Here is a 16,192-nt window from a genome sequence, read left to right as displayed (position 1 = left end):
CTTAAACGCGTTCGATAATCAGTGCAATCCCCTGGCCGACGCCAATGCACATGGTACACAGTGCGTAACGCCCGCCGCTGCGCTGAAGCTGATATGCGGCGGTCATCGCCAGGCGCCCGCCCGATGCCCCAAGCGGATGCCCCAGCGCGATTGCGCCACCGTTCGGGTTAACGTGTTCGGCATCATCCGGCAGACCCAAATCGCGCATAACCGCCAGCGCCTGTGCGGCAAAGGCCTCGTTTAATTCAATCACATCCATTTGCGCGAGCGTTAGGCCGGTTTGCGCCAGCACTTTACGCACTGCCGGAGCCGGGCCAAAACCCATAATTCGCGGTGCAACACCTGCTGTAGCAACACCCACTACGCGCGCCAATGGTTGTAAACAGTGGGTGTTTAGCGCCTGTTCGCTGGCCACTAATAAAGCACACGCGCCGTCATTCACGCCTGACGCATTGCCTGCGGTAACGGTGCCGTCAGCACGCACCACGCCTTTGAGTTTTGCCAGCGATTCGATGGAGGTAGAACGCGGATGTTCATCGCGGTTAAACAACAGCGCTGCACCTTTTCGCTGCGCGATGGAAACGGGAATGAGTTCATCATCAAAAATACCCATCTCCTGAGCGCGAGCGGTGCGTAACTGGCTGCGCAGCGCAAAAGCGTCCTGATCTTCACGGTTGATATTGAAGTCAGTTGCCACGTTTTCTGCCGTTTCAGGCATCGCATCCACGCCGTATTGCGCCTTCATCAGCGGGTTGATAAAGCGCCAGCCGATGGTGGTATCTTCCATTTTCATGCTGCGACTAAACGCGCTTTCCGCTTTGCCCATCACAAACGGGGCGCGCGACATACTTTCCACACCGCCCGCAATCATCAACTGCGTTTCACCACTTTTGATTGCTCGTGCAGCAACGCCTAATGCATCAAGGCTTGAGCCGCATAAACGGTTGATGGTGGTGCCGGGCACGGTTTCCGGCATTCCTGCCAGCAACAGCGCCATGCGTGCCACGTTACGGTTATCTTCCCCGGCCTGGTTTGCACAGCCATAAATCACATCGTCAACCGCCGACCAGTCCACATTCGGGTGGCGATCCATTAAGGCTTTTAACGGCAGCGCGGCTAAATCGTCACTGCGCATTGTCGACAGTGTGCCACCAAAACGGCCGAACGGAGTACGCACTCCATCACAGATAAATGCTTGATTCATCATAGTTCCTTACGCGCTTTCTGCCAGTTGTTCGTAGCCAAGTGTGACCGGAGTAATACGTTGCAACTCCTCAAATGAGAGGCCGTTGAAGATCTCGCGCACCACGGGGCCTTTTTCGGTGATATCAATCACCGCCAGGTCAGTATAAATGCGGCTAACACAGCCAATTCCGGTGAGCGGATAGGAACAGCTTTCCACCAGTTTGCACTCACCATCGCGGGTTAAATGATCCATCATGACAAACACCTGGCGTGCGCCAATGGCCAGGTCCATCGCCCCACCGACAGCAGGAATGGAATCCGCAGCGCCAGTGCTCCAGTTGGCTAAATCACCGCGGGCTGAAACCTGGTATGCACCCAATACGCAAATATCGAGATGGCCGCCGCGCATCATGGCAAAGGAGTCGCCATGGTGGAAAAAACAGCCGCCAGTCAGCAGCGTGACATGTTCTTTGCCTGCGTTGATGAGTTCCGGGTCTTCTTCCCCTGCTGCCGGTTCTGGCCCCATGCCCAGCAAGCCGTTTTCACTGTGCAGGAAGATCTCTTTATCCGCCGGAAGGTAGTTGGCGATACGCGTCGGCAAACCGATACCGAGGTTGACGTAAGCTCCTTCGGGAATATCGCGGGCGACACGCTGCGCCATTTCATCACGGGTTAATTTTTTCATCTCGCGGCTCCTTTATGCGCTTTGTGCCAGTGAGTTTTCGACGGCGACCAGGCGCTGCACAAAAATGCCTGGCGTGACGATATGTTCCGGGTCGAGTTCGCCCAATTGCACGATACGACTGACTTCAGCAATGGTGACATTAGCGGCGGTTGCCATAATGGGCCCAAAGTTACGTGCCGCTTTGCGATACACCAGGTTGCCCCAGCGATCCCCTTCATACGCTTTAATCAACGCAAAATCGGCTTTCAGTGGATATTCGAGTACGTAATGACGGCCGTCAATTTCACGCGTTTCTTTGCCTTCAGCGAGCGGTGTGCCATAGCCGGTTGGCGTAAAGACCGCCCCTAAACCGGAACCAGCTGCCTGAATGCGTGCCGCGAGGTTGCCCTGTGGCACCAGTTCCAGCTCGACTTTTCCGCGGCGATACAGGTCGTCAAAAATTTGTGAGTCCACCTGGCGTGGGAACGAGCAGACCATTTTGCGCACCCGCCCGGCTTTCAAAAGTGCCGCCAGCCCAACTTCGCCGTTACCTGCGTTGTTGTTGATAATGGTCAGGCCGGTGGCGCCCTGCGCTATCAGGGCATCAATAAGATGGGTGGGCTGCCCTGCGGTTCCGAAGCCGCCAATCATGATGGTGGCACCGTCAAAAATTCCGGCGACGGCTTCATCAAGCGTGGCCACACTTTTGTTGATCATCACTCTGCTCCTTGGGGTGCGTAATTCGCACAAGTTTGCGTTGTTCGAACAAAATGTGACCCGGTTAACGAAGCTGGTCAAGGGCGATAATCGAAATATGGTGCGATTATCGAACATCATGTATCTTTGTTTTCATAGTGTGATCGGCGGCGTGATCGACGATGAACAATCAGGAGAACAGAATGGAAATTCAACGTGATGAGCTGGCGGCAGGAGAAGGTGATCCGTTCAAAGGCGATCCGAATTTTATGGCTTCACTGGCTCGTGGACTTGAGGTTATTCAGGCGTTCACCCCTCAACGGCGGCAGTTGTCTATTTCGCAAATTAGCCAGAAAACGGGTATCCCCCGCGCGGCGGTTCGCCGTTGTTTGTACACGTTGGGCAAACTCGGGTTTGTGTATGCGGATGACGGCAAAAACTACCAGCTGCGCCCGCGTATTTTGTCGCTTGGGCATGCTTATCTGGCCTCAACGCCGCTGGCAAAATCCACACAACCGGTGCTCAAACATTTAAGCGAAATGCTGAATGAATCCTGCTCGATTGCGACACTTGATGGCGACGATATTCTGTATATCGCCCGTGCTTCCAGCTCACGCATTATGACGATTGATTTGGATATCGGCAGCCGCCTGCCCGCGTGGTCGACGTCAATGGGGCGTGTGTTGCTGAGTTATTTGCCGGATGAGCAACTTAACGATTTTCTCGGGCGTATCACCATGATTCGCTATACCCCGCAAACAGTGGATTCGGTGAGCAAACTGCGCGAGGAGTTAAAACGTGTGCGCCAGCAAGGTTACGCGCTTAACGATCAGGAGCTGGAGATGGGGTTGCGTTCGATTGCCGTTCCGTTGGTAAACCCGGATGGCGCGGTGGTGGCAGCACTTAACGTGGGTGTTCACGCCGGGCAAGTTTCTGCACAAGAGTTGCGCAGCCGCGTGCTGCCAAAATTGCAGGAAGCGGCGCAAGAGTTGTCGTTGCTATTGAAATAAGAATGCTTAGCGGCTGCGTTTGGCGTGGCGTTCCCAGTTTTCGACTTTTGCCTGGTCGGATTTTTTGAGCGCCACATAACAGGCCCCACTGCCGCCGTGGTGCGGCATCGCGCTGCAAAATGCCTGCACTTCATCAAATTCTGCCAGCCAACGGGCAAGGTAACTGCGCACGATATTGGCGTGGGATTTATCTTCCCGCCCTTTACCGTGAACGATCAGCAAATTGCGCAGACCCTCTTTCTTAGCTTGCTGGATAGTCGAAAAAAGCATCTGGCGGCATTGTTCGACGGGCTGGCGAATCAGGTTTAGGCTCGCCTGCTGGCTGTATTTACCGAGACGCAATTTATCCAGCACGCCGGTTTGCAGCCCTTCGCGTTTAAATTCAAGCAGCGTGGTAAGCGGAATGATTTCCAGAAAGTCCGTGGTCAGGAAGTTATCAAGCTGTTCAATGTCAGGCTTGTGCACCCTCTTTTCTTTCGCCGGTTTCAGCCACTGACTGCTGTTACAGTCTTTCAGCGGTTTCACATCCTCCATGGCCTCAAGAAACAGCGATTTTTCGTCAAGGTTCATGTGCAATCCTCCAGGCTCAATTCTGAAGTCACTATAAATGCTGATTCGCCATGGCTCAATGCCGGGTTAGCGACATTCACGCCGAAATTGATTGATTAGCGCCGTGGTCAGCGGTGATTGCGTCACATCTCGCCGTTGAATCAGATAGTAAGTGGCCTGGGGCAGCGTTTCGACGATATTAATTTGCTTTAACCGGTGCGCTAAAATGGGGTCTTGACCCAGTTCGGCGGGCAAAATACTCAGAAAATCACTCTGTGCGACCAGGCTTATACAGGCAGAAAAGGTTTCGCAGAACACACTGATGTTTGGGATTTGCGAGCGTTTTTGAAAGAGTTCTTCCAGCTGTTTGTAATAGCTGCCGCGTGGGGTTGGCAGCGTCCAGTTATAGTGCAACAGTTCGGTTATCGAGCGGGCATTTATTGCCGGGTGACCCTCACGAGCAAAGACCGCAAACGGTTTTTCGAACAGCCGTTCAAAGCTAAATTCTTGATCGTATGGCCCCTGATAATAGGTATTGATGGTGAAATCCAGCTCGCCCTGGCGCAATGAGTTGATCATCGACACCAGTTGCCCTTCCATGATGCGCATTTTAACTTGCGGGTGTTTCTGGTGAAACGCGGTGATAACCCGCGGCATTAGCGTGCGCGAAACGCTGGCGCCCAGGCCAATGTTGATTTGCCCGGCCAGTTGCCCCTGGCGCTGCAAAATATCTTCCTGAGCGGCTCTCAACTCTTCGAGAATCAAACGGGCATGCTGGTAAAAACTTTCACCACATTCGGTCAACGCCACGCCCTGGCTACGCCGGATAAACAAACGTGCCGACATTCCTTCTTCTAATTCTTTGATTGATTTTGTGAGCGCGGGCTGAGAAAGATTTAACGCCCGGCTGGCCCCACGAATGCTGCCACTCTGCGTCACAGCGACGAAAGCTCGAATCTGGTGAAGCTTAACCTGGAAGGTCACATTGCCTCCTGATAACCAATAGCTATCAGCCGAAAGATTTTGGCATCTACTGTAATTCAATCTCTTGTGCCAGGGTAATCCCATTACGGCGAAAACTAACAAAAAGCGCTGGGTGATAAGTAAAAACTATCATGGCGTGAAGTTGATCACAGAACAGGATGAGTTATGTCAGAGATTGAATTAGCAGTACATGAGCTTGCCCCACGTATGCAGCACTGGCGTCGTGATTTCCACCATTTTGCCGAGTCCGGCTGGCTGGAATTCCGCACCGCGGCAATTGTTGCCGAAACGCTGCACCAGTTAGGTTATCAGCTGGCTTTGGGCCGCGACGTGGTGGACGAAGCGGCGCGCATGGGGTTGCCTTCCCCGGAAGTGCTGGCTCGCGAAGAGCAACGTGCGATTGAACAAGGTGCGTTACCACAATGGCTGGCGCATTTTTCTGGCGGTTTTACCGGGATTGTCGCCACCCTCGACACTGGCCGGCCTGGGCCGACACTGGCTTATCGTGTGGATATGGACGCGCTGGATTTAGGCGAAATGCTGCAACCTGCGCATCGCCCATTTGCCGAAGGCTTTGCCTCCTGTAATGCCGGAATGATGCACGCCTGCGGCCACGACGGGCACACGGCGATTGGGCTAGGACTTGCCACCGTGCTGCAACAGTTTTCCGACCAGTTAAACGGCACCATCAAACTGATTTTCCAGCCCGCGGAAGAAGGTACTCGCGGCGCACGAGCCATGGTTGCTGCGGGCGCACTCGACGGAGTCGATTATTTTACCGCAATTCATATCGGCACCGGCATTCCGAGCGGCACCGTGGTTTGCGGCAGCGATAACTTTATGGCGACCACTAAGTTTGATGTGCAATTCACTGGCGTTGCCGCGCATGCAGGCGGCAAGCCGGAAGAAGGCCGCAACGCCCTGCTCGCTGCGGCTCAAACGGCGTTGGCTCTGCACAGTATCGCACCGCATAGCGCCGGAGCTTCACGCGTTAACGTTGGCGTTTTACAGGCGGGAAGTGGCCGTAACGTGGTGCCCGCGAACGCGCTGCTGAAAGTGGAAACGCGTGGTGAAAGTAACGTTATCAACGACTACGTGTTTGAACGTTCGCAAGAGATCATTCGTGGTGTCGCGACGATGTACGGCATCGAAGCCGAAGTCCGTTTGATGGGGGCGGCAACCAATAGTGTGCCGTCACCAGAATGGGTGGCATTTATCCACCAGCAGGCGCTCGACGTGAATGGTGTAACGCAAGTTGTCGATACTGTGAAAGGCGCTGCTGGTTCCGAAGATGCCACTCTCATGATGGCGCGTGTTCAGGAGCAAGGCGGTAAAGCGTCGTACATGGTTTTCGGCACCGAATTAAGCGCCGGGCACCATAACGAAAAGTTTGATTTTAATGAGAAGGTGATGGAAGTTGCCGTTTGTACGATGGCTCGCCTCGCCCTTAATTTCCCGTGGCAGCGAGGTGTGTAATGGATCCTATTTATCAGTTTGTTGATGACGTAATTGAAGCAAAACGCGGTACGTTTACTGATATTGCCGATGATATCTGGGATCACCCTGAAACCCGTTTTGAAGAGCACTGGTCTGCAGAACGTTTGGCCTGCGCGTTAGAAGCGGAAGGTTTTAGCGTTGAGCGCAATGCCGGGAATATCAAAACAGCGTTTGTAGCGAGTTTCGGCTCGGGTCTACCGGTCATCGCCCTGCTGGGGGAATACGACGCGCTGGCCGGTTTAAGCCAATGCTCCGGTGAAGATTCGCCTAATCCACTGGTTGAAGATGCAAACGGCCATGGCTGCGGCCACAATTTGCTTGGCTCGGCTGCTTTTGCCGGTGCCGTGGCGGTGAAGAACTGGCTTGAGCAATCTGGCGCTAAAGGAACCGTGCGTTTTTATGGCTGCCCTGGCGAAGAAGGTGGCTCCGGTAAAACATTTATGGTGCGCGAAGGGCTTTTTGATGATGTCGATGCCGCCATTACCTGGCATCCGGAAGCTTACGCCGGAATGTTTAGCACCAGTTCGCTGGCCAATATTCAGGTTGCTTATCGCTTCAATGGCATTGCAGCGCACGCGGCAAACTCACCGCATTTGGGGCGTAGCGCACTGGATGCCGTCACACTGATGACTACCGGCTCTAACTTCCTCAACGAGCACATTATTGAAAAAGCGCGTGTGCATTACGCGATAACCAATGCCGGTGGCATTTCGCCAAACGTGGTGCAGGCGCAGGCCGAAGTGCTGTATTTGATTCGCGCACCGGAAATGGCGCAGGCACAGCATATTTTTGAGCGCATCAATAAGATTGCTGAAGGTGCGGCGCTGATGACCGAAACCACAGTAAATGTGCGTTTTGATAAAGCCTGCTCCAATTATCTACCTAACCGCAACCTGGAAGCCGTGATGTATCAGGCTTTACAGGCACTTGGCTTGCCTGAATGGAATGAAGAAGAGCTGGCATTTGCGAAAAAAATTCGTGCGACGCTTACCGAAAACGACCTGCAAAATAGCTTAAATAACATCGCAAATACCTCAAATGAAGAAGGTAAAGCATTTGCTCGTCGCCATCGCGAAACGTTGCTGATAGATGAAATTGCGCCTTATGCTGCAAACGACAAGATCCTGCCGGGTTCCACCGATGTTGGCGATGTCAGCTGGAAAGTCCCGGTGGCACAATGCTTTAGCCCATGCTTTACGGTTGGGACTCCGCTCCATACCTGGCAACTGGTGAGCCAGGGTCGCACGTCTATCGCGCATAAAGGAATGCTACATGCGGGCAAAGTGATGGCGGCGACGGCACTGCAACTGTTTACACAACCTCAGACACTGGAAGCCTGCCAAAGCGAGTTGCACGCACAACTTGCTGAACGCCCATACCAGTGTCCGATCCCAGCAGGCGTGACGCCGTCACCTTTAAAATAATTAATAACCATACATTAATGGTTTTTGTAAGGCGGATTGGCGCTGCGTCCTCCGCCTTACTACACAACATAACATCGCAATTGATAGAGGCCCGTCTATGAGTCTTTCTTCATTACCCACTCCTTCCGGCTCTGGCAAGTTGTACGGCCTTGTCGAAAAAATTGGCAATAAAGTGCCCCATCCTTTTTTGCTGTTCGTCTATTTGATTGTCATTTTATCAGTGAGTACTGCGGTACTTTCTGCGTTGAATGTCAGCGTTCGTAACCCGGCGGATGGGAGCCTGGTGCAGGTTAATAACCTGCTGAGTGCCGAAGGCGTGCATTGGTTTTTGCCTAATGTGATTAAAAACTTCAGCGGCTTTGCGCCATTAGGGGCAATTCTGGCACTGGTGCTGGGCGCGGGTCTTGCCGAGCGCGTCGGCCTGTTGCCAAGTTTGATGGTAAAGATGGCGTCACACGTGAGCGTACGTTATGCCAGTTATATGGTGTTATTTATCGCCTTCTTTAGCCATATTTCGTCCGATGCGGCATTGGTCATTATGCCACCGATGGGGGCGCTGATATTTCTTGCCGTGGGTCGCCACCCAATCGCTGGTTTACTGGCGGCCATCGCCGGTGTCGGTTGTGGGTTTACGGCTAATTTATTAATTGTGACCACCGATGTGCTGCTTTCAGGGATCAGCACCGAAGCTGCCCACACTATCGATCCGCTGATGCACGTTAGCGTGATTGATAACTGGTACTTTATGGCGACGTCCGTGTTCGTGCTGTCGATTGTCGGCGGGCTGATTACCGATAAAATAGTCGAGCCGCGCCTGGGAACCTGGAAAGGTGAGAATAAAGAGAAACTTCAGCAGCTCGATGATGAACAGCGCTTTGGCTTGCGCGTAACGGGTATTGTGGCGCTGTTGTTTATCGCCGTGGTTGCCGTGCTGCTGGTGCCAGAAAATGGCCTGCTGCGCGACCCGGTTAAACACACCATTATTCCTTCACCGTTTATCAGTGGGATAGTGCCGCTGATCATCATGTTCTTCTTTGTTGTTTCGCTGGCCTACGGCATTGCGACGAAAAAGATTCGCCGCCAGGCTGATTTACCGCAGTTAATGATTGAACCGATGAAAGAGATGGCCGGTTTTATCGTGATGGTGTTCCCGTTGGCGCAGTTCGTGGCGATGTTCAACTGGAGCAACATGGGCAAATTCATGGCAGTCGGCCTGACCGATATGCTGGAAGGATCAGGGCTGAATGGGATCCCGGCGTTCCTCGGCCTTGCTCTGCTGTCTTCGTTCCTGTGCATGTTTATCGCCAGCGGCTCGGCCATCTGGTCGATTCTGGCACCGATATTTGTACCGATGTTTATGATGCTGGGTTTCCACCCTGCTTTCGCACAAATTCTGTTCCGCGTGGCGGATTCATCGGTCATTCCACTGGCCCCTGTTTCACCGTTTATCCCGCTATTCCTCGGCTTTTTACAGCGCTATAAACCGGATGCCAAATTAGGCACCTATTACTCTTTGATATTGCCTTACCCGCTGATCTTTTTGGTGGTCTGGTTGCTTTTACTGGTTGCGTGGTATCTTGTCGGCTTGCCTATTGGGCCGGGAATTTACCCGCATCTCAATTAACTGGAGCGCATCATGCTGACACTGCTGGAAGACAAAATCGTTACGCCTTTAGGGCCATTATGGATAATTTGCGATGAGCAATATCACCTGCGCGCTGTGGAGTGGGAAGAACATAGCGACAGAATGGTGCAATTGCTCGGTGTTCATTATGGTGTCAGCGGCTACCAGCGCGTGGCCAGTGCCAATCCAGATGGGCTAAGTGGCAAGCTTCACGACTATTTCGAGGGTGACCTGGCTGTGATTGAAACGCTGCCGACCGCTACCGCGGGAACGGCATTCCAACGAGAAGTGTGGCAAACACTGCGGACGATCCCTTGTGGGCAGGTTATGCATTACGGGCAATTAGCAGACCAACTTGGCAGACCCGGCGCTGCTCGCGCGGTTGGCGCGGCAAACGGTTCAAACCCGGTTAGCGTGGTGGTGCCATGCCACCGCGTGATTGGACGCAACGGGACGATGACGGGATATGCTGGAGGCGTTGGCCGGAAAGAATGGCTGCTACGCCATGAAGGATATTTACTTCTCTAGGCCGTGATGTGCAGAGCTTTGTGCTTTATTCCTAAAGGAATAATGCTCATTAATATACAGCTCCATGATTTTCAATAGGATAGCTCGAAAAAGCCGCTCTTATTGGCATGTATATTCTGAATGCGCTTTCATCATACTTACGTGCTCAAGAAAAAGATGTTAAAATTGACCAATATCAATAACGCCGAGCATATCTATGATCCCTGAAAAGCGAATTATTCGACGCATTCAGTCTGGCGGTTGTGCTATCCATTGCCAGGATTGCAGCATCAGCCAGTTATGCATCCCCTTCACGCTCAACGAGCATGAGCTTGATCAGCTTGATAATATTATTGAGCGTAAAAAGCCTATCCAGAAGGGGCAGACCCTGTTTAAAGCAGGTGATGAGCTGAAGTCGCTGTACGCTATTCGTTCAGGGACCATCAAAAGCTATACCATCACCGAACAAGGTGACGAGCAAATTACCGGTTTCCATCTGGCAGGTGATTTGGTTGGCTTTGACGCTATCGGCACCGGGATGCACCCAAGTTTCGCGCAAGCGCTCGAAACATCAATGGTTTGCGAAATCCCGTTTGAAACGCTTGATGATTTGTCCGGTAAAATGCCAAACCTGCGCCAACAGATGATGCGTTTAATGAGCGGCGAAATCAAAGGCGATCAGGATATGATTCTGCTGCTTTCTAAAAAGAATGCAGAAGAGCGCCTGGCTGCGTTTATCTATAATCTTTCACGTCGCTTTGCCCAGCGCGGTTTCTCTCCGCGTGAGTTCCGTTTGACCATGACTCGTGGTGATATCGGTAACTATCTGGGTCTGACTGTTGAAACTATCAGTCGCTTGCTGGGCCGTTTCCAGAAGAGCGGTATGCTGGCGGTTAAAGGTAAGTACATTACCATCGAAAATATCGATATTCTTGCACAACTCGCTGGCCAATCGCGTAACGTTGCTTAGTATCTCCTGTCCTGGGTCGGATCATTAAATTTTCCTGATTTATTGATCCGACATAGACTTATCACCTGTTTCAATCAGCACATATGAGTTAACCTTACTAAACAGACTGTGGTTAAGCAGTTGTAAGGAGACCTGTATGGCAAAGTATCAAAACATGCTAGTCGCGATAGATCCTAATCAGGATGATCAACCCGCCCTGCGGCGTGCTGTTTATTTGCATCAACGGATTGGTGGCAGGATTAAAGCGTTTCTGCCTATCTATGATTTTTCCTACGAAATGACCACCCTTCTGTCACCAGATGAACGTACCGCTATGCGCAAAGGCGTGATTAGCCAACGTGCAGCCTGGATTAAAGAACAAGCCCAGTACTACATCGACTCGGGCATCCCCATTGAAATTAAAGTGGTGTGGCATAATCGTCCTTTCGAGGCGATTATCCAGGAAGTGATTAGCGGTGGACACGACCTGGTGCTTAAAATGACGCATCAGCACGATAAACTGGAAGCAGTTATTTTCACTCCAACCGACTGGCATCTGCTGCGTAAATGCCCAAGCCCGGTCTGGATGGTTAATGAAAAACCATGGCCAGAAGGTGGCCGAGCGGTTGTTGCGGTAAACCTTGCCAGTGAAGAGCAGTACCATAACGCATTGAATGAAAAGTTAGTGAAAGAGACCATTCGTTTAGCCGAAGATGTAAACCACACCGAAGTCCATCTGGTCGGCGCCTACCCGATTACCCCGATTAACATCGCCATCGAACTCCCTGATTTTGACCCGAGCGTTTATAACGATGCCATTCGTGGGCAGCATTTAGTTGCCATGAAAGCATTGCGCCAGAAATTTGGTATCGATGAGAAAATGACTCACGTTGAGAAAGGGTTGCCGGAAGAAGTCATTCCCGATCTCGCCGAGCATTTACAGGCAGGTATTGTGGTGCTCGGAACTGTTGGCCGCACCGGGCTTTCTGCGGCTTTCCTTGGCAACACGGCCGAACAAGTTATCGACCATTTACGTTGCGATTTGCTGGTCATCAAGCCTGATGATTATCAAACGCCAGTAGAAATGGATGACGAAGATGACGATTGATTTGCCGCTCAGTCAGTAAAGAAAAGCCCGTTCAGGTTAATGAACGGGCTTTTTGTTTGGTGGAGTGCTGAACCTCATGCCTGACATCAGTTGTAGCGAGGGGAAATTCCCCCGCTACTCTCCTCCTGAACTTCGCTTTTACGACTTGTGACAAGCTAAAGATGCCGCCATCTCAATGCCTCCTTTCCGGTAGTGAAATTCACACAGTGAATCCTTCACCAGAAAAATAATCATGAGAATTGTCAAACAGATAACTATCACTGCATACAGCCTGTTCTTTGATGACATCTTCGCCTCCTGCGTTGCAAACACGAAATTAAGAGGCTACTATCATGGTGTCTATGCATGAGAGGGCCTCGGGTTGGTTTAACTAACTCGGGGCTTTTTTCTGTCTGCTTCTCACCGTTGGTGATTGAAGCCTACAGCTTCAGCACCCGGTTATATTTTACTCTTTGCACCATCCCTCTCCTACATTATTTTTCCATAGATTCAAATAGTTAAATGTAATATTGCATTCATTTCAGTTATAGACAGGCGTAAAAAAACCGCCCCGAAAGGCGGTTTTGGGAAGCATCTCGCACTAATTTCTCAACTAGAGCGCTTTAAGAATCGCTTCAACGCTGGCTTTGGCATCGCCAAACAGCATTTGGGTGTTCTCTTTAAAGAACAGCGGGTTTTGTACACCAGCGTAACCGGTGTTCATCGAGCGTTTGAACACAATAACGTTCTGCGCTTTCCAAACTTCCAGCACTGGCATACCCGCGATTGGGCTGCGTGGATCTTCAAGCGCTGCCGGGTTAACGGTGTCGTTTGCGCCGATAACCAGAACGGTGTCTGTATCGGTGAAATCATCGTTGATTTCATCCATTTCCAGAACCACGTCGTATGGTACACGCGCTTCCGCCAACAGAACGTTCATGTGGCCTGGTAAACGACCGGCAACCGGGTGAATACCAAAGCGAACTTTGATGCCACGTGCGCGCAGTTTTTCGGTAATTTCAGCCACCGGATATTGCGCCTGCGCAACAGCCATACCGTACCCCGGAGTGATGATCACAGACGTGGAGTTTTTCAACATATCCGCTGTATCTTCAGCCGTGATTTCACGGTGCTCACCCACTTCATCGTCTTCACCAGTAGAAGAACCATCGGTGCCGAAGCCGCCTGCAATGACGCTAATAAAGGAGCGGTTCATCGCCTTACACATGATGTAAGACAGAATGGCACCAGAAGAACCCACCAGCGCACCGGTTACAATAAGCAAGTCGTTGCTGAGCATGAAGCCCGCCGCTGCCGCTGCCCAACCGGAGTAGGAGTTCAGCATGGACACCACAACTGGCATATCTGCGCCGCCGATAGACGCCACCAAATGCCAGCCAACAACCAGTGCGATAATCGTCATCACCAGCAGTGCCAGTACCTGCACGCCAACGCTTTCGGTACGTACGAAGATGATAAGCATCGCAAACGAAACAACCAGTGCCGCCAGGTTCAGCTTATGACGATTTGGCAGCATTAACGGTTTAGAAGAAATCTTACCGCGCAGTTTGCCAAACGCCACAATGGAGCCTGTGAAGGTCACCGCACCGATGAAGATACCGAGAAATACTTCCGTTAAATGGATGTTTTCCATGACCGGCTCGAGGCCAGGGGCATGGTCCAGATAGCTATTGAAGCCAACCAGAACCGCTGCCAGACCCACGAAGCTGTGCAAAATCGCCACCAGCTCCGGCATCTCAGTCATTTCGACTTTCTTCGCAAGGTGAATACCGATGGCACCACCAATCACCATCGCCACGATAATCCAGACGACGTTGCCCGTTTCTGGCCCGAAGATAGTCGCAACCAGTGCGATACCCATACCAGCCATACCAAACAAGTTACCTTGCTTGGATGTTTCGTGTTTTGACAACCCCGCCAGGCTGAAAATAAACAGAATAGCGGCAACAATGTATGCTGCTGTAACTAATCCACCAGACATGTGTTACCCCTTAGTTCTTCCGGAACATTTTCAGCATGCGCTGAGTGACGGTGAAACCACCAAAAATATTGATACTGGCGATCAGTACAGCAATAAAGCTCAGGAAACTAACCCAGCCACCATGACCAATTTGCAGTAATGCACCGACCACGATAATCCCTGAAATGGCATTCGTGACCGACATCAGTGGCGTATGCAGCGCGTGGGAAACATTCCACACGACGTAGTAACCGACGACACATGACAGCGCGAACACGGTGAAATGGCCGAGGAACTCTTTAGGAGCAACATCAGCAAGCCAACCAAACAGAATGATCGCCAGCGCCATAAACGCATATTTGCGCCATGGTGAAACCGGTTTTTTCTCTTCGACAGGGATAGCCGCTTTCTTGGCAGCAGCCTGCGGTTGAGCAGAAACTTGAATAGGTGGTGCAGGCCAGGTCACTTCGCCATCGCGAATAACCGTTACGCCACGAACAACCACATCTTCAAAATCAACCACGGTATTGCCATCTTTCTCTTTGCAGAGCAGTTTCAGCAAGTTGACCAAGTTGGTGCCGTAAAGCTGGGACGACTGCGTAGGCAGTCGGCCTGGCAAATCGGTATAGCCAATCACTTTCACACCGTTTGGCGTCACTGTTACCTGATCGGCAACGGTGTATTCACAGTTACCGCCATTTTGCGCGGCCAAATCGACAATCACACTGCCCGCTTGCATGGAATCAACCATTTCACGGGTAATCAGTTTCGGTGCTGGTTTACCCGGAATGAGCGCCGTTGTGACGATGATGTCGACTTCTTTGGCCTGGGCTGCAAACAGCTCCATTTCCGCTTTAATAAAGGCCTCAGACATCACTTTGGCATAGCCATCGCCGCTGCCTGCTTCTTCTTTAAAGTCCAGTTCAAGGAACTCAGCGCCCATACTCTGGACTTGTTCTTTAACTTCAGGACGAGTGTCGAATGCACGTACAATCGCACCCAGGCTGTTTGCCGCACCAATCGCCGCAAGACCTGCAACACCCGCACCGATAACCATCACTTTAGCCGGAGGGACTTTGCCCGCAGCCGTAATTTGCCCGGTAAAGAAACGCCCAAATTCATGAGCAGCTTCAACAATTGCGCGGTAACCCGCAATGTTCGCCATTGAGCTCAAAGCATCGAGTGACTGCGCACGTGAAATACGTGGCACAGAGTCCATCGCCATCACAGTGACTTTTTTAGCTGCCAGCTTTTCAAGCAACTCAGGGTTCTGAGCAGGCCAGATAAAGCTCACAAGCGTAGAACCTTCACGCAGCAGCTCGATTTCGCTGTCCTGCGGTGCATTCACTTTCAGTACGATGTCAGACTGCCAGACGTCAGCGGTATCTGAAATAGTTGCGCCAACCTGTATAAACGCCTCGTCATCAAAGCTTGCCAGTTTGCCCGCACCGCTTTCGACTGTGACGGTGAAACCCAGTTTCAGCAATTGCTCCACTGTTTTTGGCGTGGCTGCAACACGGGATTCACCCGCCCACCGCTCTTTTGGTACCCCAATACGCATAGTATTCCCTTCCATCTGTTTTTTTGTTGATGGTTTGTCAGACATTGCCATGGCAATCGTCAGTTCCGTTACCTGTTCTATGAAAAATACATCTGTAACAAACTTTTTATAACCTACTGAAAATAACGCCTGTGATCTAGATCAGGATCTCAGTATTTGTATCATTATCGTAAAAGTTTAGCGTTAGGAGCTTCAGACAGCTCTTTTTGACTGACTTTCACCCACGATACCTGATAATACGCTTCATTGGCCCGGCAATTCACGATTCTGAGCCACTGCAAATGGCAGATTTAACATTACATTAACTAATTAAGTTGTATGCTTTATCACTTTTACTGGTCAAAGCACTGTTTTGTTAAAATATAAATTTTAGTGATGAAAAATATCTGCACTCAGCGATTGCTGAGTGAAAAATGCCGCAGACAGTCGCAGTGATTCAATGCATAATCTGCGGCTAACAGGTAACCCTCAGAG

General features: G+C 51.4%; 15 protein-coding genes. 7 read left to right on the top strand and 8 right to left on the bottom strand.

Annotated elements, in window-relative coordinates:
• Position 1 precedes the first annotated feature (1 nt).
• The 3 genes from pcaF to M975_RS06770 are packed head-to-tail and all read right to left on the bottom strand — an operon-like array spanning position 2 to position 2,566.
• Positions 2 to 1,204 (bottom strand): 3-oxoadipyl-CoA thiolase, encoded by a 1,203-nt coding sequence (gene pcaF, locus M975_RS06780; protein WP_064558090.1) that lies wholly within the window; start codon positions 1,202 to 1,204, stop codon positions 2 to 4.
• 9 nt (positions 1,205 to 1,213) lie between these two features.
• On the bottom strand, positions 1,214 to 1,870 hold the full coding sequence (locus M975_RS06775; RefSeq protein WP_064558088.1) for a 3-oxoacid CoA-transferase subunit B: 657 nt from the start codon (positions 1,868 to 1,870) through the stop codon (positions 1,214 to 1,216).
• A 12-nt stretch (positions 1,871 to 1,882) separates the two neighbouring features.
• Positions 1,883 to 2,566, bottom strand: a complete 684-nt coding sequence (locus tag M975_RS06770; protein WP_064558086.1) for a 3-oxoacid CoA-transferase subunit A — start codon at positions 2,564 to 2,566, stop codon at positions 1,883 to 1,885.
• 182 nt (positions 2,567 to 2,748) lie between these two features.
• On the opposite strand from M975_RS06770, the gene M975_RS06765 reads away from it, so the two are divergent.
• Positions 2,749 to 3,555 carry an IclR family transcriptional regulator domain-containing protein gene (locus M975_RS06765; protein WP_064558084.1) on the top strand — a complete coding sequence of 269 codons (807 nt, stop codon included), beginning with the start codon at positions 2,749 to 2,751 and terminating at the stop codon, positions 3,553 to 3,555.
• A gap of 6 nt (positions 3,556 to 3,561) precedes the next feature.
• Here the strand turns inward: M975_RS06765 and smrA are convergent, their stop codons facing one another.
• Together smrA and M975_RS06755 are read right to left on the bottom strand one after the other, a co-directional pair.
• The gene (gene smrA, locus M975_RS06760; protein WP_064558081.1) at positions 3,562 to 4,125 is read right to left on the bottom strand and encodes a DNA endonuclease SmrA; all 564 of its coding nucleotides are present in this window, start codon (positions 4,123 to 4,125) and stop codon (positions 3,562 to 3,564) included.
• 66 nt (positions 4,126 to 4,191) lie between these two features.
• The gene (locus tag M975_RS06755) at positions 4,192 to 5,088 is read right to left on the bottom strand and encodes a LysR family transcriptional regulator (RefSeq protein WP_064558079.1); all 897 of its coding nucleotides are present in this window, start codon (positions 5,086 to 5,088) and stop codon (positions 4,192 to 4,194) included.
• Between the two features lie 165 nt (positions 5,089 to 5,253).
• On the opposite strand from M975_RS06755, the gene M975_RS06750 reads away from it, so the two are divergent.
• The 6 genes from M975_RS06750 to uspE all read left to right on the top strand — a co-directional run bounded on the left by M975_RS06750 (position 5,254) and on the right by uspE (position 12,197).
• Positions 5,254 to 6,564 (top strand): M20 family metallo-hydrolase, encoded by a 1,311-nt coding sequence (locus M975_RS06750; protein ID WP_064558077.1) that lies wholly within the window; start codon positions 5,254 to 5,256, stop codon positions 6,562 to 6,564.
• The gene (locus tag M975_RS06745; RefSeq protein WP_064558076.1) at positions 6,564 to 8,009 is read left to right on the top strand and encodes a M20 family metallopeptidase; all 1,446 of its coding nucleotides are present in this window, start codon (positions 6,564 to 6,566) and stop codon (positions 8,007 to 8,009) included. Before M975_RS06750 ends, M975_RS06745 begins: the two co-directional genes overlap by 1 nt.
• 97 nt (positions 8,010 to 8,106) lie before the next feature.
• Positions 8,107 to 9,633 (top strand): p-aminobenzoyl-glutamate transporter, encoded by a 1,527-nt coding sequence (gene abgT / locus M975_RS06740; RefSeq protein WP_064558075.1) that lies wholly within the window; start codon positions 8,107 to 8,109, stop codon positions 9,631 to 9,633.
• Positions 9,634 to 9,645: 12 nt separating this feature from the next.
• Positions 9,646 to 10,161, top strand: coding sequence for a methylated-DNA--[protein]-cysteine S-methyltransferase (gene ogt, locus M975_RS06735; RefSeq protein WP_064558074.1), 516 nt, complete (start codon positions 9,646 to 9,648; stop codon positions 10,159 to 10,161).
• A 196-nt stretch (positions 10,162 to 10,357) separates the two neighbouring features.
• Complete coding sequence (gene fnr / locus M975_RS06730; RefSeq protein ID WP_064558073.1) at positions 10,358 to 11,110, top strand: fumarate/nitrate reduction transcriptional regulator Fnr; 753 nt, start codon at positions 10,358 to 10,360, stop codon at positions 11,108 to 11,110.
• Between the two features lie 136 nt (positions 11,111 to 11,246).
• A complete protein-coding gene (uspE, locus tag M975_RS06725) occupies positions 11,247 to 12,197 on the top strand; it encodes a universal stress protein UspE (RefSeq protein ID WP_064558072.1) in 951 nt (316 codons plus the stop codon).
• A 138-nt stretch (positions 12,198 to 12,335) separates the two neighbouring features.
• Here the strand turns inward: uspE and M975_RS06720 are convergent, their stop codons facing one another.
• The 3 genes from M975_RS06720 to pntA all read right to left on the bottom strand — a co-directional run bounded on the left by M975_RS06720 (position 12,336) and on the right by pntA (position 15,718).
• Positions 12,336 to 12,485 (bottom strand): Hok/Gef family protein, encoded by a 150-nt coding sequence (locus M975_RS06720; RefSeq protein ID WP_064558071.1) that lies wholly within the window; start codon positions 12,483 to 12,485, stop codon positions 12,336 to 12,338.
• A gap of 304 nt (positions 12,486 to 12,789) precedes the next feature.
• Entirely contained in the window at positions 12,790 to 14,178 is a 1,389-nt protein-coding gene (gene pntB / locus M975_RS06715) for a Re/Si-specific NAD(P)(+) transhydrogenase subunit beta (protein ID WP_064558070.1), read from the bottom strand.
• Between the two features lie 10 nt (positions 14,179 to 14,188).
• On the bottom strand, positions 14,189 to 15,718 hold the full coding sequence (gene pntA, locus M975_RS06710; RefSeq protein WP_064558293.1) for a Re/Si-specific NAD(P)(+) transhydrogenase subunit alpha: 1,530 nt from the start codon (positions 15,716 to 15,718) through the stop codon (positions 14,189 to 14,191).
• Between the last annotated feature and the right edge of the window lie 474 nt (positions 15,719 to 16,192).

Origin of the sequence: Buttiauxella brennerae ATCC 51605, from assembly GCF_001654925.1 — a bacterium.
GTDB classification, from domain to species: Bacteria; Pseudomonadota; Gammaproteobacteria; order Enterobacterales; family Enterobacteriaceae; genus Buttiauxella; species Buttiauxella brennerae.
Note: the sequence above shows the minus strand (reverse complement) of the source record. Positions and strands in the feature narration are given on the sequence as shown.